This is a genomic window from Streptomyces sp. NBC_00576, from assembly GCF_036345175.1.
Classification (GTDB): domain Bacteria; phylum Actinomycetota; class Actinomycetes; order Streptomycetales; family Streptomycetaceae; genus Streptomyces.
In genome coordinates this window covers 7981639-8000947 of sequence record NZ_CP107780.1, presented here as the reverse complement: position 1 = coordinate 8000947, position 19309 = coordinate 7981639, and the positions used below count along the sequence as shown (strand labels likewise).

The 19309-nt window shown below is 69.0% G+C and carries 17 protein-coding genes and 1 tRNA gene; 5 read left to right on the top strand and 13 right to left on the bottom strand.

Going from position 1 to position 19309, the window contains the following annotated elements:
- Nucleotides 1-76: 76 nt before the first annotated feature.
- Nucleotides 77-151: transfer RNA gene (locus OG734_RS34780), tRNA-Val, on the bottom strand.
- A gap of 222 nt (nucleotides 152-373) precedes the next feature.
- On the opposite strand from OG734_RS34780, the gene OG734_RS34775 reads away from it, so the two are divergent.
- Both OG734_RS34775 and OG734_RS34770 read left to right on the top strand, forming a co-directional pair.
- Nucleotides 374-1177, top strand: a complete 804-nt coding sequence (locus OG734_RS34775) for a DUF4097 family beta strand repeat-containing protein (RefSeq protein ID WP_330291388.1) — start codon at nucleotides 374-376, stop codon at nucleotides 1175-1177.
- Nucleotides 1178-1345: 168 nt separating this feature from the next.
- Nucleotides 1346-2794 (top strand): hypothetical protein, encoded by a 1449-nt coding sequence (locus tag OG734_RS34770; protein ID WP_330291387.1) that lies wholly within the window; start codon nucleotides 1346-1348, stop codon nucleotides 2792-2794.
- A gap of 93 nt (nucleotides 2795-2887) precedes the next feature.
- On the opposite strand, the gene OG734_RS34765 is transcribed toward OG734_RS34770, so the two are convergent.
- The 3 genes from OG734_RS34765 to OG734_RS34755 form a co-directional block, all read right to left on the bottom strand.
- Nucleotides 2888-4081, bottom strand: a complete 1194-nt coding sequence (locus OG734_RS34765) for an amidase domain-containing protein (protein WP_330291386.1) — start codon at nucleotides 4079-4081, stop codon at nucleotides 2888-2890.
- A 158-nt stretch (nucleotides 4082-4239) separates the two neighbouring features.
- Nucleotides 4240-5535 carry a hypothetical protein gene (locus OG734_RS34760; RefSeq protein ID WP_330291385.1) on the bottom strand — a complete coding sequence of 432 codons (1296 nt, stop codon included), beginning with the start codon at nucleotides 5533-5535 and terminating at the stop codon, nucleotides 4240-4242.
- A 41-nt stretch (nucleotides 5536-5576) separates the two neighbouring features.
- A complete protein-coding gene (locus OG734_RS34755; protein WP_330291384.1) occupies nucleotides 5577-7703 on the bottom strand; it encodes a transglycosylase domain-containing protein in 2127 nt (708 codons plus the stop codon).
- 175 nt (nucleotides 7704-7878) lie between these two features.
- Here OG734_RS34755 and OG734_RS34750 point away from each other — a divergent pair, with 175 nt between their 5' ends.
- Entirely contained in the window at nucleotides 7879-8097 is a 219-nt protein-coding gene (locus tag OG734_RS34750) for an FmdB family zinc ribbon protein (protein WP_330291383.1), read from the top strand.
- A 79-nt stretch (nucleotides 8098-8176) separates the two neighbouring features.
- Nucleotides 8177-8815 carry a DedA family protein gene (locus tag OG734_RS34745; protein WP_330291382.1) on the top strand — a complete coding sequence of 213 codons (639 nt, stop codon included), beginning with the start codon at nucleotides 8177-8179 and terminating at the stop codon, nucleotides 8813-8815.
- A gap of 121 nt (nucleotides 8816-8936) precedes the next feature.
- Here the strand turns inward: OG734_RS34745 and OG734_RS34740 are convergent, their stop codons facing one another.
- From OG734_RS34740 to OG734_RS34730, 3 genes are all read right to left on the bottom strand, one after another.
- Nucleotides 8937-9743 (bottom strand): HAD family hydrolase, encoded by an 807-nt coding sequence (locus tag OG734_RS34740; RefSeq protein ID WP_330291381.1) that lies wholly within the window; start codon nucleotides 9741-9743, stop codon nucleotides 8937-8939.
- The gene (locus OG734_RS34735; protein WP_330291380.1) at nucleotides 9740-12235 is read right to left on the bottom strand and encodes a phosphoribosyltransferase; all 2496 of its coding nucleotides are present in this window, start codon (nucleotides 12233-12235) and stop codon (nucleotides 9740-9742) included. Before OG734_RS34735 ends, OG734_RS34740 begins: the two co-directional genes overlap by 4 nt.
- Nucleotides 12236-12306: 71 nt before the next feature.
- Nucleotides 12307-13479, bottom strand: coding sequence for an HpcH/HpaI aldolase/citrate lyase family protein (locus OG734_RS34730; RefSeq protein WP_330291379.1), 1173 nt, complete (start codon nucleotides 13477-13479; stop codon nucleotides 12307-12309).
- Between the two features lie 195 nt (nucleotides 13480-13674).
- Here OG734_RS34730 and OG734_RS34725 point away from each other — a divergent pair, with 195 nt between their 5' ends.
- Entirely contained in the window at nucleotides 13675-14448 is a 774-nt protein-coding gene (locus tag OG734_RS34725; RefSeq protein WP_330291378.1) for a TerD family protein, read from the top strand.
- 112 nt (nucleotides 14449-14560) lie between these two features.
- Here OG734_RS34725 and OG734_RS34720 read toward each other — a convergent pair whose 3' ends face one another.
- The 6 genes from OG734_RS34720 to OG734_RS34695 all read right to left on the bottom strand — a co-directional run bounded on the left by OG734_RS34720 (nucleotide 14561) and on the right by OG734_RS34695 (nucleotide 19074).
- Entirely contained in the window at nucleotides 14561-15298 is a 738-nt protein-coding gene (locus OG734_RS34720; RefSeq protein ID WP_330291377.1) for a TerD family protein, read from the bottom strand.
- Between the two features lie 118 nt (nucleotides 15299-15416).
- Complete coding sequence (locus tag OG734_RS34715) at nucleotides 15417-16565, bottom strand: DUF475 domain-containing protein (RefSeq protein ID WP_330291376.1); 1149 nt, start codon at nucleotides 16563-16565, stop codon at nucleotides 15417-15419.
- Nucleotides 16566-16615: 50 nt separating this feature from the next.
- Complete coding sequence (locus OG734_RS34710; protein ID WP_164314324.1) at nucleotides 16616-17191, bottom strand: TerD family protein; 576 nt, start codon at nucleotides 17189-17191, stop codon at nucleotides 16616-16618.
- A 102-nt stretch (nucleotides 17192-17293) separates the two neighbouring features.
- Entirely contained in the window at nucleotides 17294-17869 is a 576-nt protein-coding gene (locus OG734_RS34705) for a TerD family protein (protein WP_330291375.1), read from the bottom strand.
- A gap of 125 nt (nucleotides 17870-17994) precedes the next feature.
- Nucleotides 17995-18453, bottom strand: coding sequence for a peroxiredoxin (locus OG734_RS34700; protein WP_006382618.1), 459 nt, complete (start codon nucleotides 18451-18453; stop codon nucleotides 17995-17997).
- Between the two features lie 183 nt (nucleotides 18454-18636).
- Complete coding sequence (locus OG734_RS34695; RefSeq protein WP_055524622.1) at nucleotides 18637-19074, bottom strand: DUF3052 domain-containing protein; 438 nt, start codon at nucleotides 19072-19074, stop codon at nucleotides 18637-18639.
- Nucleotides 19075-19309 lie beyond the last annotated feature (235 nt).

The following is a 19309-nucleotide window of genomic DNA, read 5'->3' as shown; positions in this document are numbered from 1 at the left end:
CCCGGACGCGCGGTCCGGGGCCGGTCGGGGGCAGGAAGCCGAGGCTTCGACTGCTGGTCAGACGCACTGACCATCCTGGTGGGCGCGGACGGTTTCGAACCGCCGACATCCGCCTTGTAAGGGCGGCGCTCTACCGCTGAGCTACGCGCCCAGGACGAGTCGTCAGCCTACATTGCCCGGGGCACTGCCTCGCAAACGCGTATCCGCCCCGGAGATCTTCGGGCCCGGATTCGGGGGTTTTCCCCACCCTGGATCGGGGAGCGTCCCGGATGCCCGGGCGAGCGCCGGCTCCGTACGGTCGAAGAGTGTCGCAGGGCCGGCTCCACCGATCGCCGATCACCGGTCCCGCGTTCGCCTCAGGGGGACTAGGACCATGGCCCGTTCAGAATTTCCGCGCATCCGCACCCGCCCTCGCGCTCGCACCCGTGTCATCGCCGTCACCAGCGTCGCCGTCGCGCTCGTCGCCACCGCGTCGGCCTGTGCCTCCGCCGGGGACGACAAGGATCCCGAGCAGCGTTCCTTCGCACTGCAGGGGCGCACGCTCACCGTCGACTCGAACGAGTCCGCGCTCGACATCGTCGCCGCGGACTCCGACAAGTCGGGCCGGATCGAGGTCACCCGGTGGTTCCAGGGCTCCGTCACCATGGGCAAGGACCCCAAAGTGACCTGGGCCATGGAGGACGACCGGCTCAAGCTGCGGGTGAGGTGCTCGGGCGTGGTCGCCGACTGCTCCGCCAAGCACCGGATCGAGGTACCGCGCGGTGTCTCCGTCGTCGTGCGGAACGGGGACGGACGGGTCACCGCGCGCGGCTTCGACCAGGCCCTCGACATCCGCTCCGAGGACGGCTCCGTCACCGTCAAGGACTCCACCGGCCCGCTGCGGCTGCGCACCGACGACGGTTCGATCCGCGCCCTCGGCGTGCGCTCCCAGCAGGTGCGGGCGCACTCCGAGGACGGCTCGGTACGGCTCGAACTCGCCTCCGTGCCGGACCTCGTCGAGTCGAGCAGTGACGACGGCTCGCTCACGATCGAGCTGCCCCGTGAGACGTACCGCGTGACGGCGGACTCCGACGACGGCTCCGTGAAGGTGTCCGTGCCGCGCGCCGAGAGCAGTGCGCATGTGGTGTCGGCGAAGACGAAGGACGGGAGCATACGGGTGCGGGTCGCCGGGGCGTGAGCCTCGCGGTGGCCCGGTGCGCGCTCGGTACGCGGCTCGATTCGTGACCGGGTATGTGACCGGGTATGTGACCGGGTACGCGCAGCGCGAACCGACCGGGCCGTGTGTTCGTCCTCAACCGGTGGGAGAATGAACCGGGCAGGGCAGATCACAGCACGGGAGAGGGATGTGACGGCGACTACTTCTGAGCCGTACACGCCGATTGCGCCGCGCGCGCACCAGACGTCCCACCCGTCACCGCCGCCCCCCTCACCACACCGCCCGGCCCAGGCCCGTCGTACCGGTGTGCGCGCCGCCGCCCGGGACGCGCTGACGCTCGTACTGCTCCCGTTGCCGCTGCTCCTCGCCCTGCCCGCCGCCTTCGCCGGTGGCGGTACGCGGCGGTGGTTCGGTGGGCGGGCCGAGAGCCAGCGTGCCGAGGCGCAGGCCGCGAAGGACGCCGCAGCTGCTGCCTTCTACGAACTGGACACCGCTCAGCGGGATCTGCGGATCTCCATAGAGACCATCAAGGCCGTCGACGACACCCCTGCGGCCCGGCGCGCGGTCGCCGACTTCGACGGGCTCGGGCGCCGGATCGACGAGGCCAGCGGCCAGTACATCACCGCCATCGACGCCCACGACCTCGACCGCGACGATCTGGAGGCCTCGGCCGCCACCCACGCGCGCTCCGAGCTGACGAAGGCCAAGGAGGAGCTGGGGCGGGTCAAGCAGGACCTGGACCGCTTCGCGGACGGGCTCGGGCCGCTGCTCGGCAAGGCGGAGACGCAGTTGGCCCGGCTCGCGCCCTCCGTGGAGCGCGCCCGCCAGTCGCTGCTGGCAGCCTCGAACGCCCTGGACGCGGTACGGGGATCGGGGCTCAGGGCGGACGACCTCGCCGCCCGGCTCGCCGCCCTCGGGCCCGAGCTGACCCGGCTCAACCAGGGGGCGGGGCAGCACGGCGTGCCGGAGACGCTGGAGCGGGCCGACCGGGTCGCGCGCGAGGCGGAGGGGGTGCGGGCGGAGGCGGAGCGGTTGCCGGAGCGGGCCGCCGAGATCGATCACCGGCTGGTGTCGCTGCGTACCCGCGCCGAGGCGCTGACCACCCGGTCGGGGCAGGTGGAGCCGGTGCTGAGCGAGCTGCGCAGACGGTTCTCGGCGGACTGCTGGCAGGACCTCCAGCACGTACCGGAACAGGCCACGGACCACGTGCGGCAGGCCGAGGCCAGGCTCAAGGAGGCGCAGACGGCGCGGGACGCCCAGCGCTGGCCGGACGCGACGGCGCTGCTGTCGACGGTGCGGGCGCTGCTGAACACCACCGACGAGGCGGTGTCGGCGGCCGGGGACCGGCTGCGGCGGCTGAACGCCGTACAGAAGGACCCGAAGAGCGAGATCGACCGCACGCGCTTCGCGATCCGGGACGCGCAGCGGCTGGCCATGTCGGGGCGCAACACCCCGGACCCGCGGGACGCCCGCCCGCTGGACGAGTCGGTGGCCCGGCTGGAGCGCGCGATCGCCGGGCTGGAGGGCCGCCACCCCGACTACTGGCACTTCCTGACGGAGGCGGAGGCCGTGCGGCACACGGTGGCCGACGTGGTCGCCCGTATCCGCGAGGAGCGCGGGACGACCGCCCACCAGTGAGCGCGCCCCGCTCCGGGGCTACGGGGCTACGGGGGACTGCAGGATCCGCCGCCCCGGCCCGGGGAAGGGCCGGAGCGGGCGGGACCGGGGCGATCAGGTGCGGTAGGCGTAGTAGTAGGAGTTCGGTTCCGACGCGATGATGCTCGCCAGCGACCTGCGGTAGGTGTTGGCGGAGTGGTAGGTCAGGTACGGCACGCCCTGGGCGCTGCGGTACGTGACGATCATCGTGTGGTCCTTGGACCCGTCCTTCTCGAAGTCCATCTGCAGCACGTCGCCGACGTCCATCTGGTAGACGTACGCGAGGCTGGTGGTGCGCTTCGAGTTCTGGGCGAACCAGGACCACTCGTTGACGCCGACGAAGGAGTCCGACTGGATCTCGGCGTTGCCGAACCACCGGGTGTAGTCGTACACATAGCCGGGGACGTGCTTCCAGCCGCCGGCCTTCAGGGACTGGCTGACGAAGTTGGTGCAGTCGCCGCCGGCCGCGTGCCCGTTGAAGTTCGGGTAGGCCGGATTGTAGGTGCTCCAGTACTTCTCCGCGTACGTGGCCATGGCCTTGTAGTCGAAGGTGCCGCCGGTGAGGGTCTTGGCCTTGGCCGGTGCCGTGCGGGTGGTGGCCGCCCGGGGGGCGTTGGGCATGGTGTCGTCGGCGACCGTGCCGACCCTGGTCGTGACGGACGGCTTGGCCGGCTGGTTGACCGCGACGTCGGCGGCCGCGTCGGTGTTCCGAATGCCCGTCAGCTGCCAGTGACCACGCGCGTCGGCGGTGAACGTCAGCGCGTGGTGGGCCTGGAAGCCGGTGGTCCCCGGCTCGTCGCCGCGGACCTTCTGGTAGGTCAGGGTCGTGGTCTCGGTGACCGCGACCTCGGCCTTGGCGCCCCGGACGCGGGTGCTGTTCAGGGTGACGGTGGTGTTGGCCTTGCTGTACTTCTCGCCCAGCGCCGCGAGGCGGTCCTTGCGCAGGTCCAGCGAGGACAGGGCGGCGTTCTCACTGCGGGCCAGCGCGGCGGACAGCCTGACGTCGCCGGAGAAGCCGGCGGTCAGCGGCTTCTTCCGGTCGCCCTGCGTGCCGTCGACCAGCGCGTCCGTGCGGTCGGTGAGGACCGCGTCGGCCAGGCGCTGGAAGGTGGCCCTGGTCTGCTGGCTCACCGTCGGGGCGGCGGAGCGCGCGGTTGCCGCGCTCGCGCTGGTGACCGGCAGCAGCGCCGCTCCCGCGGCGACCGAGGCAGCGGCCGCGACGACTATGGCGGCGCGGCTGCGCGTACGGCCCATGTTGCTTGACTTCACGAATGTTTCCCCTCTTGCCCCGGCGATGGGGGATGCCGGGTCGTGGAATTTTTGCATGCCATGTGGAGCTCCCGTGAACGGGGATACCCTTTGCTGGCAAGGAAGTTGACGAATCGTCAGATAACGGCAGTCAGTTCAGGACGGTCACTTCACAACGGTCACTTCGCGACCGTCGACCAGTCCGGCGACTGCGCCGGGTCCAGGCCGCGCAGCCGCTCCAAGGTCGCCGGGGTCTGTACGTCGAGCCAGTCGGCGAGTTCCTTGAAGGAGACGCACTTGACGTCCTTCTTCGCACACATCCTCGCCATGACCTCGTCGACGGCCTTCATGTAGATGCCGCCGTTCCACTCCTCGAAGTGGTTGCCGATGAACAGCGGGGCACGGCTGCCGTAGTACACCCGGTCGAAGCCGGCCATGTAGGCGTCGACGGTCTCCTGCTGCCACCGCGCGCGGTTGGCCACAGCGCCGTCGGTCTCGCCGTCGGACTGGTTGTAGAGAAAGTTGAAGTCCATGGAGAGGCCCTGGTAGTCGCCGCCCTCGTACGGGAGCATCTGCAGCGGGAAGTCCCAGATGCCGTCCTTCTTCGCCGGCCAGATCTGGAAGTCGCCCGCGGAACTCGCGTCGTAGCGCCAGCCGTAGCTCTTGGCGGCCTTCAGCAGGTTCTTCTGGCCCTCCAGGCACGGGGCGCGCCCGCCGGTGACCTCCTCCTTGAAGTCGAACGGCAGCGGCGCGAGGTCGGTGTAGCCGGTGTTGGTCTTCCACTTCTGCACAAAGGCGAAGAACTGGTCGATCTCGCTCTTCCACTCCGCGACGCTCCAGTCGTCGCCGCCCTTCTCGCCGCAGAAGTGGCCGTTGAAGTGGGTGCCGATCTCGTTGCCCTCCTGCCACGCCTTGCCGAGCTGGTCGAGGGTGGTGCGGATGTGGTCGTCGGTGGCGTAGCTGATCGCCGCCGATCCCTTGGGGTGCTGCGGGGGCTTGTAGAGGTCCGCCTTGCTCTTGGGCAGCAGGTAGATGCCCGTGAGGAAGTACGTCATGTGGGCGTTGTACTTCGCGGACATCTCCCGGTAGTGCGCGAAGAGTTCGTCGTCGCCCGCCAGCGCGCCGTCCCAGGAGAAGACGACGAACTGGGGTGGTTTCTCACCGGGCTTGAGCGGTACGGGCTTCAACCGGCCCTGCTGCGGGCCGGTGTAGGAGGTGGAGCCGTCCCCCAGGACCCTGGCCCTGCCGTCCCACTTCGGTTTGTCGGTCGCCTGTGCGGGGGCTTTCACGGTTCCCCCGGACCCCACGGAGGCTGTCGGTGCGGTGCGGTCCGTGCGGACCACCATCAGGTATCCGGCGGTCAAGGACGCGCAGGCCAGGGACAGGACGACGAGGAACGCCGCGATCCGCGGGCGGGGGTTGGCGGGCTGACGCGTTGCCGGGGCCTTGCGACGGCGGCCCGACGTTTGTCTCATGTCTTGCTCATTTCGAGGGGGGTGGGGGCCCCGTCCGGTGGTCAGCCGAGCGGGCCCATGGCGCCTGACCAGATCCCGTACGGGACGCTGTCGTCGGTGGTCCCGGCGAGGCCCTTCAACGGCAGCGGTTCGAGGCTCTTGGTCAGGTCGATGCGGTAGACGACGACAGCCGTGGACACGAAGTCGTGCGTGCCGACGTACCAGGAGGCGGTGTCGTCCGGGGTGGTCCCCGCCTTCCCGGCCACCTTCCCGTCGGCGGACGCGGCGGCGGCGGGGTGGGCGGTGCGGAAGGCGTCGGTGAGCGCCGAGGTGACCTCTTCGGCCGTGTCGGAGCTGATCACGCGGGTCGGGGTGGGGATGTGGAGGCCGATGCCGATTCCGTTGCGGGTGATCCTGCGCACCGAGTACGGCTCGGTGCGTTTGCCGCCCGCGATGAACGTGGTGTAGCCGCCGGCCATGCGGATCGCGCTGGGGGTGGAGGTACCCGTCGACAGCGCGGGCACCTGCGCCCCGATGCTGGCGGGCAGCAGGCCGGCGGCTTCGGCGGTCGCGCGGACGTTGTCCAGGCCGGTGTCCATGCCGAGTTGCATGAACGGCGTGTTCACCGACAGCTGCAGCGCCCGGTGCAGGGAGATCCGCCCGTAGGACCGGTCACCGTCGTTGCTGGCGGCCACCTTCTTGCCGCTGCGGTCCCAGTAGGGCCCCTCGGGCGTGGTCACGGGCACGTCGTCATTGCCGTCGTACAGGGACTCCCCAGTGACACGTGTCGGTTCGTCGTCCCGGCTCTCGTGGACGCCGTGCTCCAGGCCGGCGGCGTAGACGAACGGCAGGAAGGCCGAACCGGCGGGGACGGTGGTGGAGTTGGACTCGTTGTAGCCCTGCGTACGGTGGTCGGGGCCGCCGTACACGGCCAGGATCCGGCCGTCGGCGGTCACCGAGGCGGCGCCGTAGTGCGCGGTCTTCGCGGCGTTCGGATCGCCCTTCAGCGCCTGCTTTCGGGCCTTGACCACGGCGTCGGCGAGCTTGCGCTCCCGCGCGCGGTCGAACGTCGTGTAGACCTGGTAACCGCCGAGGTCGAAGTCCTTGTCGGAGATCCCCCCGGCCTTCTTGACGTACTGCGAGGCCACTTCCACCAGATAGTCGGTCTGCTCCCCGGTGTCGTACAGCGGGTTGCTCTTGAGCGGCTCGGGGAACTTCGTGTACGTGGCCCGCTCGGCCTTCGTCAGTTTGCCGATGTCGACCATCCGGTCGAGGGTCCAGGACCAGCGCTCGACGGCGCGGGCACGGTTGGCGCTGCTCAGGGTCGGGTCGTACAGGCCGGCGCCCTTGAGGAGGGAGGCGAGGAACGCGCCCTCGCCTGCGTCGAGTTGGCTGACATCCTTGCCGTAGTAGGCCTGCGCGGCGCGCTGGATGCCGTAGCAGCCGCGGCCGAACCAGCTGGTGTTGAGGTAGCCCTCGAGGATGTCGTCCTTGCTCATCCGGTTGTCGAGCTTGAGGGCGATCATCGCCTCGGTGAACTTGCGGCTGATCGTCTGGTTCTGGTTGAGATAGACGTTTTTGACGTACTGCTGGGTGATGGTGGATCCACCCTGGGTGTCACCCTGGCCGAGGGTACGGAAAAGGGCGCGACTGATGCCCTTGACGGAAATGCCGGAATCGCTGTAAAAACTCGCGTTCTCGGCGGCGAGCACCGCCCAGCGGACCCCCTCGGGGATCTCACTGAGCGGCATCGCCTGCCGTTGCACCCAGCCGGTACGGGCCATGGGCGTCCCGTCGGACCAGAAGTACACATTGTCCTGCTGGGTGGCGTACGTGTTGAGGTCGTCGGGAATGTCGGTGGCCGCGTAGGCGATGCCCAGGAGCAGGACGCTCAGCCCCAGGGACGACAGGACGCCCCCGCCCCACTGGCGCCAGGAGGGTATCCAGCGCCGCCAGCCGGTGCGGCCGGGTCGCGGGTACTTCGGCGCGTGGGACGCGACATGGGATCCGACCCGGGCCAGAAGCAGCGGGAGAGACAGTCTGCGCGCTTTACGAGCTAATCGGGCTTTACGCCTGCTTCCGGGCCCGGCATTTCCGGGTACAGGCGATTCTTTCCCGACGTCGGGAATGTCCAGATCAGATATCCGCAAATGCAGAGTGGCGTCCGATTCATCCGGTTCCTGGATCACGACACACCCCTCCGCACTCCGTGCAAACCCTGATTCCCCGACCTCACGGCTCATCGCGGCGAACACAAATTACCAGCGATCTTCGCATGTTCTCCACATGGGCAATGAACAGAAAGGGGCGCGATCGAAACCGTCGGGCTCCGCGCCGCGAGCAATTGGGGACTAACCTGTGCGCATGCCTCGCTACGAGTACCGCTGCCGCACCTGCGGCGACACGTTCGAACTGAGCCGCCCGATGGCCGAGTCGGCCGCCCCCGCGGACTGCCCCGCCGGTCATGACGACACCGTGAAACTCCTGTCGACGGTCGCGGTCGGCGGCTCGGCGTCCGCACCGGCGTCGGCACCGCGCGCGAGCGGCGGAGGCGGTTGCTGCGGCGGGGGCTGCTGCGGCTGAGGATCTGCACCGCAGGGCCGTTCAGGGGCCCTGCGGGCCCTTCAGGTTGGGTTCAGGTTGGGTTTCCTAGCCTGCCCGTATGACAGCTACGACGGCCGCACCCCAGTGGGTCACCGACCTCATGGACACGCTGGGCGCCCCCGGCGCGGGCCTCGCCATCGCGCTGGAGAACCTCTTCCCGCCGCTGCCCAGCGAAGTCATCCTGCCGCTCGCCGGTTTCGCGGCGAGCACCGGGCAGCTGAGCCTGCTCGCCGCGCTGCTCTGGACCACCGCGGGCTCGGTCGTCGGCGCGCTCGCGCTGTACGGGGTCGGCGCGCTGCTGGGCCGTGACCGCACCGTCGCCCTCGCCGCCCGGCTGCCACTGGTCAAGGTGGCGGACATCGAGAAGACCGAGGCGTGGTTCCTGCGGCACGGCACGAAGGCGGTGTTCTTCGGGCGGATGATCCCCGTCTTCCGCAGCCTGATCTCCGTGCCGGCCGGCGTCGAACGCATGCCCCTGCCCACGTTCCTCGGCCTCACCACCCTCGGCAGCGCTCTGTGGAACACCGCCTTCGTGTGCGCGGGCTATCTGCTGGGCGACAACTGGGCCGAGGTCGCGACCGTCGTCTCCGCGTACTCGAAGGTGGTGCTCATCGGGGCGGCCGTGGCGCTGGCCGCCTTCATCGCGGTACGAATCATCCGACCCGCACGGCAGCGCCCCATAGACGCGCGGGACTGAATCGATATGCGGCTCCGCCGCGATGGGGGTCCCCCCGGTCGAGCGAAGTCGAGAGTGGGGGAGCGACCAGCCACGACGGCGCCGCAGCAACCCGACAGCCCCTCACGCCGCCCCCAGCGCGTTAGCGCGTCTCTCGCAGGAACTCCCGCAGAATCCGCTCCCCGGCCGCGACCCCCCGCTCGGGAAGCGCGATGACCGTATCGGCCGCCCACTCCGTCTCCGCCAGCTCCCCATGCCCCGGGCGCCAGCCTCGGTCGGCGGCGAGGAGCAGGTCGGCGTCGAGGAGGGAGTCACCGGCGGCGAGAGTGAGGGTCGCGCCGGTGCGGCGGGCGACCTCGCGCACGGCCGCGCTCTTGGTGAGCGGCTTCGGCACGGCGTAGATCTTGCGGCCCTGGAGGGAGACCGTCCAGCCGCGGACCTCCGCCCAGACCGCCAGTTCCTTCACCCACTCCTCGGGGAGCAGTTCGCGCTCGACGACGAGATAGGCGAAGAAGTCCTCGGCGATGCGGTGCTTGCGTACCCAGAGCGGGTCGGCGGTGGCGGCGAGATGGTCCCGGACCTCGTCCAGGGAAGCGCACTCGTCCGCGAGCCGTGCCTGCACCCGCGCGTGCCAGTCCAGGTCGGCGACACCGTCGACGAGGATGTGGCCGCCGTTCGCACAGATCGCGTACTTCGGTGCCGGGCCCGGCAGGTTGATGCGCAGGTACTGCTTACGGGTCCGGGTCGTCGTCGGTACGAAGACGGCCGCGTCGCCGAGTTCGGTGAGCAGTGCGGCGGCCACCTCCGTCATGTACGACAGCGGCCGGCTCTCGTGCACCTCGACACAGAGCAGCCGGGGCGCGCGGGCGTCCGGCATGGTCAGCGCGAGGGCCGCGGCGGAGTAGATGAGCGTACGGTCGAGATCGCTGGCGACAAGAACGGGACTCATACCGACACCGCCCGACCGTCGGCGCCGGTCGCGCCCCGCGTGTACTTGGGGTGGATCAACCCCACGCAGGTGTACGGGAGTTCGGCCACCTCCTCGACGGGTACGCCCCGCTGCTCGGCGAGCAGGCGTACATGGTCGAGGTCGGCGCCCGCTCCGGCGCGGGCCAGGATCTTCCAGGGGACGCGGCGCAGCAGCACCCTGGTGGTCTCACCGACGCCGGGCTTGACGAGGTTCACGTCGTGGATCTCGTACTCCTCGCTGATCCGCTCAACTGCCGCCCAGCCCTCCCACGTCGGGGAACGGTCGGCGGCCAGCAGCTCCTTGACCGAGGTGTCGACGGCGTCCGAGACCTCCGGGAAGCAGGCGGCGACGGCGTCGAGGAAGTCCATCGAGACGTCGGCGCCGGCGAGTTCGCGGTAGAACTTGGCGCCGTGGAAGTCGTTCGGGCCGACCAGGTCCGTGCGCAGGACGGTCCGCGAAATCAGCCCCGACACCGTGGAGTTGAGGCAGGCGGAGGGGATGAGGAAGTCCTCGCGGGTGCCGTACGTACGGACGCAGGAGCCCGGGTCGGCCAGGACCGCGATCTCCGGGTCGAAGCCGATGATGCCGTCGGATGCCTCGAACTCCTCGATGGCGTCGGCGAGTTCGCGGGTGATGGCGCCCTTGCCGGTCCAGCCGTCGACGAACACGACGTCGGCGGGGTCGTGGTGGGCGGCCAGCCAGCGCAGCGCGTTGGCGTCGATGCCCCGGCCCCGGACGATCGACACGGCGTAGTGGGGCAGTTCGAGCCCGTGCCGGTGCTTGGCCCAGCGGCGCATCAGCGCCCCGACCGGCGTCCCGGCCCGCGCCAGCGAGACGAGCACCGGACGCGGCGATCGCTCCGCGAGCACCAACTCCGTTACGGCGCCGACGGCTTGGGCGATACGGGCGGCGGAGGTGTCGAGGGCGGCGCGGAACAGCTCCTGGTACTGGTCGCTGGGCTGGTACTCGACCGGCAGCGACTCGGCGTAGTGGGCGCCGCCCGCCTGGATCGCCTCCTCGCGCTCCTCGGTGGGCGCCTCCAGGCTGACGTCCGAGAGATCCCGCAGCAGCCAGCCGACCTCGTCCGGTGGGTACGAGGAGAACGCGGGTCCGCGGAGGGGCTCGGGCAGCATGCGGGGCCTTTCGGGTACGTGCGAACGTGCGGGTACGTAACTGGGGACGACGGCGAGCACGACGTTCGGCGTGTGTGCGGCGAGGGTGGCCAACAGGCCGTCGGGGGCGTGCAGTTCGGGCGTGTCGGCGGCGGAGTCCACGACTGCGACGACGGCGTCGAAGCCGGCGCCGGCCACGTTGTAGGCGTAGCGATCGCCGGGCCCGTCGGCCGGGTCGTCGTGGGCCGGGAAGACGAGGCGGCTGCGGATCGCGTACCCCGGGTCGTCCACCGCGAGGACGGGTGAACGGGTGGTCGTCGAGTAGCGGACCTCTGCGCCCTCCGTCACCTGCTCCAGCTCGCGGGCGAGGCGCAGCGGGGCGTACATCAGTTCCTCGAAGCCGAGGACGAGCACGCGACCGCGCAGGGCGGTGTCGGACAGCGCGTCGGCGACCCTGGCGGCCATGGCGGGGAGCGCGCTCTCCAGGCGTATGCGGTGCCCGGGCGTGAACCCGTGCCGCCCGCCGTCGGGCAGCCTGGCGGGCCAGCGCAGCTCGACGCGGGACACGAGCCCTTCGGCGCCCGGCCGGCCGGGCGGTACGGCACCCTCGTGGCCCTCGTGGCCCACGTGGCCCACGGGACTTTCGTACCGCTCGACGAGCTCCTGGCCCTTCGCCAGCACGCCCTCCGGCAGGCGCACCGTTCCGTTCGCCGTGGTGACCAGGTCGACGCGGGCGCCGATCTCGTCGGCGAACTCGTCCAGGCGGCCGGCATCGGCGGCGGAGCGCATGTCGACGAGGGCGACTATGACGTACCGCTCGCGCGGATAGCGCTCGTGCAGGGCGCGGATGGTGTTGAGGACGGTGTTGCCGGTGGAGAACTCGTCGTCGACGAGGACCAGCGGTCCTGGACCGGCCAGCAGCGCGGGGTTCTCCGGGAGGAGGAGATGGGAGGTGGCGTGCGAGTGGGACTCCTCGAAGCCGCCCGCCCGGGCGACGCCGTCGACCGGGCGCCGGGTGGAGTGGAGGTAGGGCGCGAGACCCACGCCGTCGGCGACACAGTGCCCGAGCCCGGTGGCCGTCTCGGCGTACCCGAGGACGACGGCGCGCCGGGACTCGTCGGCGCCCAGCAGCTCGCGCACCCGCTTGCCGAGGGCGAGGCCGTGCCCGTAGACGACGGCGGGCGACTGCGGGACGTGCTTGCCGAGCACGTTCGACACCAGCAGGTGCGCCCGCTTGGGGTTGCGTCGCAGGGCGAGACCGACCAGCTCGCGCAGCTCGTCGCCGCCGACCAGCTCGACCCCGAGCCGCTCGGCGACCCAGGTGCCGGACCAGACCCCGTTGTGCACAGCGTTGTTCATGAGTCCCTATGTGTGTTCGTCGGGGGTGCCAGGTCTGTCGTACGCGCGATCGATTTTATCGAGGTTGGGGATCAGTCGGGGATACCGGCGGTGAGCAGCTCCACGAAGCCGATGTCCTCGTTGGCGACGCCGAAGACCTCGGCGCGCAGCAGGGTCCTCTCCGCCCAGGCGCGGTGCGGCTTCACCTCGTTCATCTTGTTCGTGTACGCAGACCGCAGGACGCCTCCACCGCCGCGCTCTGGCCGCAGGATGTCCTGGGCGTCGCTGAACTCCTCGTGGCTGACCACGGACAGAGTGTGCACGGGAAGCACGTGCGAGGGGTGGATGCAGGTCTTGCCGAGCAGACCGTTGGCCTGGTCGAGGCTGATCTCGCGGAGCAGCCCGTCCATGGCGTGCTCGATGAGTGTCTCGCGCAGTTCCTCGGCCTGGCCCTCCAGGAAGGGGCTGCGGCGCAGCTGCGGCTTGAACATGCGCTCCTGGACCCGGAAGTACTCCCAGACGGGCCCGGTGACGGTGTACCCGGTGCCGTCGGCCCGCCCCAGCATGTTGACGACGTCGGCGATGACCGAGGCGACGACGTGGACGTCGTACGCGGTCATGTCGGGGGCTCTGCGCAGCCCGTACGAGGAGCAGAAGTCGGTGACGCCGAGGCGCAGGGCGAGGACGCGGTCGCGGTACTTGTCGACGGCGCGGGAGATGCCCTCCAGGGTCTCTACGCGCGTCTCCCGGTACATCAGCTCGGGGGATTCGAGCACCGGCATGCCGAACAGGCGTTGGCCGCTGGCAGCCTCGGCGTCGGCGAGGGCCTCCAGGAACGGCATCCCGCGTTCCTCGGTGAACTTCGGCATCACGAACCCGGACAGCAGCCGGACGGTGGGCCCGAGGCGCTGTACGAGGTCGGGGATCTGTTCGGGCGTACGGACCCGGATGAACAGCAGCGGCAGCCCGGTGGCGGCGTCGGGGCGCTCGGCGAGCACGGCGAACTCCCGCACCAGGTTCTCCTCGGCGTCCGCGACCTCCGAGTCGTCGATCGAGTCCTCCAGGCACAGCACCATCGAGACGACACCGCGGGCGACCTGTTTGACGATGGCGTCGGCGAGGTGCGGGCGGGTGGCCGGGCTGTACAGGGTGGCCCCCAGGGCTGCGGCGAGCAGCCGGGCCGGGGAGTCGGCGGAGAACTCGCACGGCTCCTGGTGGAACAGACGCTGTCGTACCTCAGGGGCGATGTGCCCGAAATGACGCATGAAACTCCCCCGTGGAGGCTGGACTGCCGGTCGAGTGGTGATCGAGTGTCCGTCGAGTGTTGATGGGTGGCCGGTAATAGTACGTAGGGATCCATGTCAGGGGTTCCCACTGAGAATGAAGTTCAGGTAACGCGGACACGCAGAATCGATGCCCCCGCGTTGTCGTGACCAGGACCGAGAAGGCAGGATGACCGCATGACGCACGCGATGCTGAAGGGGTCGAACGTCCCGCTCGAAGCCACGACGGTGCGCGCCGTGCTGCGCTGGACGCCCGGGCAGGGGGTTCCGGATGTCGATGTCTCGGCGCTGCTCCTCGGCCCCGACGGTCGTGTGCGCTCCGACGAGGACTTCGTCTTCTACAACCAGCCCCGCCACCCGTCGGGCAAGGTCTGGCGGCTCGGCAAGAAACGAGTGTCCGAGGGCCTGACCGACACGATCCAGACGGATCTGACCGGTGTCGAGTCAGGAGTCGGACAGATTCTGCTGGTCGCCTCGGCGGACGGCATCACCTTCGACCGCGTACGGTCCCTGCGCATCGTGCTGTACGACGGTGCGGTCACGGACGGCGAACCGCTGGCGTACTTCGACGTCAAGCCGGAGACGGGTGAGGAAACAGCGCTGATCTGCGGCGAACTGTACCGGCGCGGCGACAGCTGGAAGTTCCGCGCCCTGGGCGAGGGCTATTCGAACGGCCTGGAGGGCCTGGCGACGGACTTCGGTATCTCGGTGGAGGACCCGCCGGCCGAGGAACCGTTCCCGGACACCACGAACGCCCCGCCCACGGACCCCTCGGCGGCCACGACAGTCCAGCATCCGCCCACCCTCCCTCCCCAGCCGACCTACGGCTACCCCCAGCCCACCAGCCCCAACGCCAACCAGCCGGCGTACGGCTACCCCCAGCCGGTGGGAGCACCCCAGTCCCCGGACTTCCGCTTCCCGCCGCAAGGCCCACAGTTCATCGGACGGTAAGGGCAGGCGCCCCTTCAGGGGCGCGGGGAACTGCGCGATCAACCACACACGACCGGCAGTCGCCACTTCACAGAACCGCCCGAGCTCCAAGGCGCCCCCGCCCGGACCAGCGTCAGCGCTCCGCCTTGGTCTTGTATCCCCGCCCCCACTGCAACCCCCACCCGTACAACCGGTCAAGCTCCGCCTGAAACCCGTAGACGAACTTCACTTCCCGCTGAACGATCAACTCGTTCTTCACGTTCTCGATCAGCACCACCGCACACGAGCGAGCCTGGGAGTGCCGCTCGTCGAGGCCTATCTCGATGCGCGGCCCGTTGCTCGGGTAGAGCGTCACGATCGCGTGGGTCCGGTCGAACGCCGGCGTCTGGTCGTAGATGTACACGAACACCAGCAACCGCTTGATCTCGTCCCGGTGATCAAGATTGACGTACGCCGTCTCACCGGACGCCGACCCGAACCGGTCGTCACCGCTGAGCTTGACGTACGGCGGCGCGTTCGTGTCGCCGAGGAACCCGCCCAGGGGCTGTACGACGCCCTTGGTGCCGTCGGTGAGCTCGTACAGGATGCCCAGGTCGAGGTCGACGTTGACCATGCTCTGGGTGTGCCCCTGGACCTCCTCCGGCCTCAGCGCCTGGAAGGGGTGTCGCCACAGGCTCTGCCGCTTGGGGCCGCCGATGTCCGACGTACGCATCCGCCAGGACAGGTTGATGCGCAGATGCCCGGTCGCGGCGCCCTGCTTGGTGAGCGAGACCCGGTGGTGCCGCTTGGTCAGCTCGATGGAGTTGCTCGCGGCGCTGCCGGCGTCGAAGTCCGTCGTACGGCCGCGCCACAGATCGTCCCAGAAACTCATCCCGTCCCCACCCGTCCCGCCCCCGCGATTCCGTAACCGCCGTCAAAGCCGCGGGGCGGCCGACGAGGACGATTCCTCGTAGCCGCCCCGCTCAGAGCGTTCCTCACAGCGGAGGTTGTCACACCCCGGACGAGACCTCAGTCTTCTCGTCCGAGGCCGCCGCTTTTCCCTCGGCCGCTGCCAGTTTGGTGTTGCGGCGCACGGAGGACCAGAAGGACCAGGCGATCAGGACGACACCCACCAGGCCGGTGATGACCTCGTGGATCTGGTACTGGATGGTGACGAGCAGGATGCCGGCCAGGGCGCCGATCGCGTAGTGCGCGCCGTGCTCCAGGTAGACGTAGTCGTCGAGGGTGCCCTGGCGGACCAGGTAGACCGTGAGCGACCGGACGTACATGGCGCCGATACCGAGACCCAGGGCCATCAGCACGATGTCGTTCGTGACGGCGAAGGCGCCGATCACACCGTCGAAGGAGAAGGACGCGTCCAGCACTTCGAGGTAGAGGAACATGAAGAACGCGGCCTGTCCGGCGAGGACGATGGCCGGCTTCTTCGTGCCGGTGCGCTCGGCCTGTTCCTCCTCCTCGTGCTCGCGCTCCTCCTCTTCCTCGAGTTTGTCCTCGAAGTAGCCGGAGAGCCCGCCGACGATCATGTACGTGATCAGGCCGGCGATGCCGGAGATGAGCACCGTCTGCGCCTTGTCGACGTGGGCGCCACCGTGCTGGTGGGCGTTGGTCGCGAAGGTCATCGCGGAGATCATGAGCACGATGAGGGCGATGCAGACCGACAGCATGTCGACCTTGCCGAGCTTGGCGAGCGGGCGTTCCAGCCAACCGAGCCACTTGATGTCCCGGTCCTCGAAGATGAAGTCGAGGAAGATCATCAACAGGAACATGCCACCGAAGGCGGCGATCGACGGGTGGGCGTCGGTGACCAGCTGCTGGTACTGGTCCTTGTCGTTGAGCGCGAGATCGACCGCGTCTATCGGACCGATCTTGGCGCTGATGGCCACGATCACGACGGGGAAGACGAGCCGCATACCGAAGACGGCGATGAGGACACCGACGGTGAGGAAGATCTTCTGCCAGAAGGCACTCATCTTCTTCAGGATTCCGGCGTTGACCACAGCGTTGTCGAAGGACAGCGAGATCTCGAGGATGGAGAGGATCGCCACGATGCCGAAGCCGGTCCACCCCCCGTAGAAGACCGCCGCGACCAGGCCGAGCGCGGTGACCGCGAACGACCAGCCGAAGGTTTTCAGAATCACTGGCTACCCAATCGTGTATTTACGGGTCTCCCCCGCTGCCGTACTCGGCTTTACGAAACGTTGACTCCGAAGTCTAGAGCGATGCCCTTCAGACCCGACGCGTACCCCTGTCCAACTGCACGGAACTTCCACTCGCCCTGATAGCGGTACAGCTCCCCGAAGATCATGGCGGTCTCCGTCGACGCGTCCTCGCTCAGGTCGTAGCGCGCCAGTTCCTGGCCGTCGGCCTGGTTGACGACCCGGATGAAGGCGTTGCCGACCTGGCCGAAGGTCTGGCCGCGGTTGTCCGCGTCGTGGATCGAGACCGGAAAGATGATCTTGTCGCAGGCGGCCGGCACCTTGGGCAGGTCGACGATCAGCGACTCGTCGTCGCCCTCGCCCTCACCGGTGAGGTTGTCGCCGGTGTGCTCGACCGAGCCGTCCGGGCTCGTGAGCTGGTTGTAGAAGATGAACCACTCGTCGCCGAGCACCCGTCCGCCACCGCACAGCAGCGCGCTGGCGTCGAGGTCGAACGGTGCGCCGGTGGTGGAACGCGCGTCCCAGCCGAGCCCGACCAACACCTGGGTGAGGTTCGGTGCGGCTTTGGAGAGGGAGACATTGCCCCCCTTGGCAAGCGTGACGCCCATGCTGCTGGTCCTCCCCGAGGTGATGCGGAACAGATCTGCCGAGCGCGTCCGGCGCCGCACGGAGAGTGCGGCGCCGGACGACGGAGCCGGAGGGAGTCCGGCTCAGACGTTCACGCCGAAGTCCTGCGCGATACCGCGCAGGCCGGACGCGTACCCCTGGCCGATGGCGCGGAACTTCCACTCCGCGCCGTGCCGGTACAGCTCGCCGAAGACCATGGCGGTCTCCGTCGAGGCGTCCTCGGAGAGGTCGTAGCGTGCGAGCTCCGCCTCGCCCGCCTGGTTCACGACGCGGATGAACGCGTTGCGCACCTGACCGAAGGACTGCTGACGGCTCTCGGCTTCGTAGATCGAGACCGGAAACACGATCTTGTCGACGTCGGCCGGGACCGCCGCGAGGTTGACCTTGATCTGCTCGTCGTCGCCCTCGCCCTCACCGGTGATGTTGTCGCCGGTGTGTTCGACGGAGCCGTCCGGGCTCTTGAGGTTGTTGAAGAACACGAAGTTGGCGTCAGAACTGACCTTGCCCTCCGCGTTCGTCAGGATGGCGCTGGCGTCGAGGTCGAAGTCGGTGCCGGTGGTGGAACGCGCGTCCCACCCCAGACCGACGATGACCGCGGTGAGACCCGGGGCCTCCTTCGTCAGCGATACGTTGCCGCCCTTGCTGAGGCTGACTCCCACGAGTCCTCCATTGGTGTCTCGTCTGCTGCCGGGGGCGGTGTGTGCCCCGTCGTGCGCCGGTATCGGATCAACGTGTCGATCCTAGTAACGGGTTCCCGCCCCACGCAGGGCCTGGAACCGAAGAATCACAGGGTGTCGAGGGCCTTCACGTACTCGTTCAGGTCACGCGCGTCGGGCAGGCCGTTGACTACGGTCCACCGCACGACGCCCTCCTTGTCGATGATGAAGGTCCCGCGCACCGCGCAACCCTTGTCCTCGTCGAAGACGCCGTACGCGCGCGAAATGTTGCCGTGCGGCCAGAAGTCGGACAGCAGGGGGTACTCGAAGCCCTCCTGCTCGCCGAAGACGCGCAGGGTGTGGATGGAGTCGTTGGAGACAGCGAGCACCTGGGTGTCCCGGTCGGAGAACCTCGGCAGGTTGTCCCGCAGGTCGCACAGCTCGCCGGTGCAGACGCCGGTGAAGGCGAAGGGATAGAAGAGCAGAACCACGTTCTTCGCGCCGCGGAAGTCCGAGAGCCGCACGGTGGCGCCGTGGTTGTCCTTGAGCTCGAAGTCCGGGGCCTTGTCGCCGACCTCGATCGCCATGATCCTGCATCCCTTCGGTGGGCTGTTCGGGTGAGAACACCCTAGTGACCACCTAGTGAAAGCCATTGGACGGGCCGGATGAATCCGGCCCGTCCGGCGATTGAGGACGAGGCCGTTCAGGCCGATCGGGGGTCTGGGGGCAGAGCCCCCGGCAGACGCCCACACCGGCGAACGGTCACTTACTCACTTCTTCGACTTCGCTGCCTTGGGCGTCGCCAGACGACTCCCACTCCAGTCCTTGCCCACACTGACGCTCTTCGTCGCCGACAGACCCGCCGTCGTCGCGGCTTCAGAGATGTCGCTCGGCTCCACATAGCCGTCACGGCCCGTCTTGGGCGTGAGGAGCAGGATCGCGCCGCCTTCTTCGATGTACGTGGTGGCATCCACCAGCGAATCGGTCAGGTCGCCGTCGTCGTCGCGGAACCACAGCACCACGGCATCTGCGACGTCGTCGTACTCCTCGTCCACGAGATCGCTGCCGATGACTTCCTCAATGGCCTCGCGGAGCTCCTGGTCGACGTCGTCGTCGTAGCCGATCTCCTGGACCACCTGCTCGGGCTGGAACCCCAGCCTTGCGGCAGGGTTAGTCCGCTCCTCCGCGTGGTCCGCGGTCGCGCTCACGGGTTGCCTCCTGATCATGTTTCGAGAATTGTCCAGCCACGCGCGTGCGCGAAGCATTGGCCGTAGTCCACACGGGCGGGACGGATCGCGCAAGTACCCGGCCGTTGAGACCGCCGAAACGGTGACGATCCTGGCGGTGTCGCCGCAACTGCAGACAGCGGTTCCTGGGAACGAGTGACGCCCACCACACCATTCTGCCCGCTTTGCGGTTTTGCTGCTCCCGAGTGACTCCCGA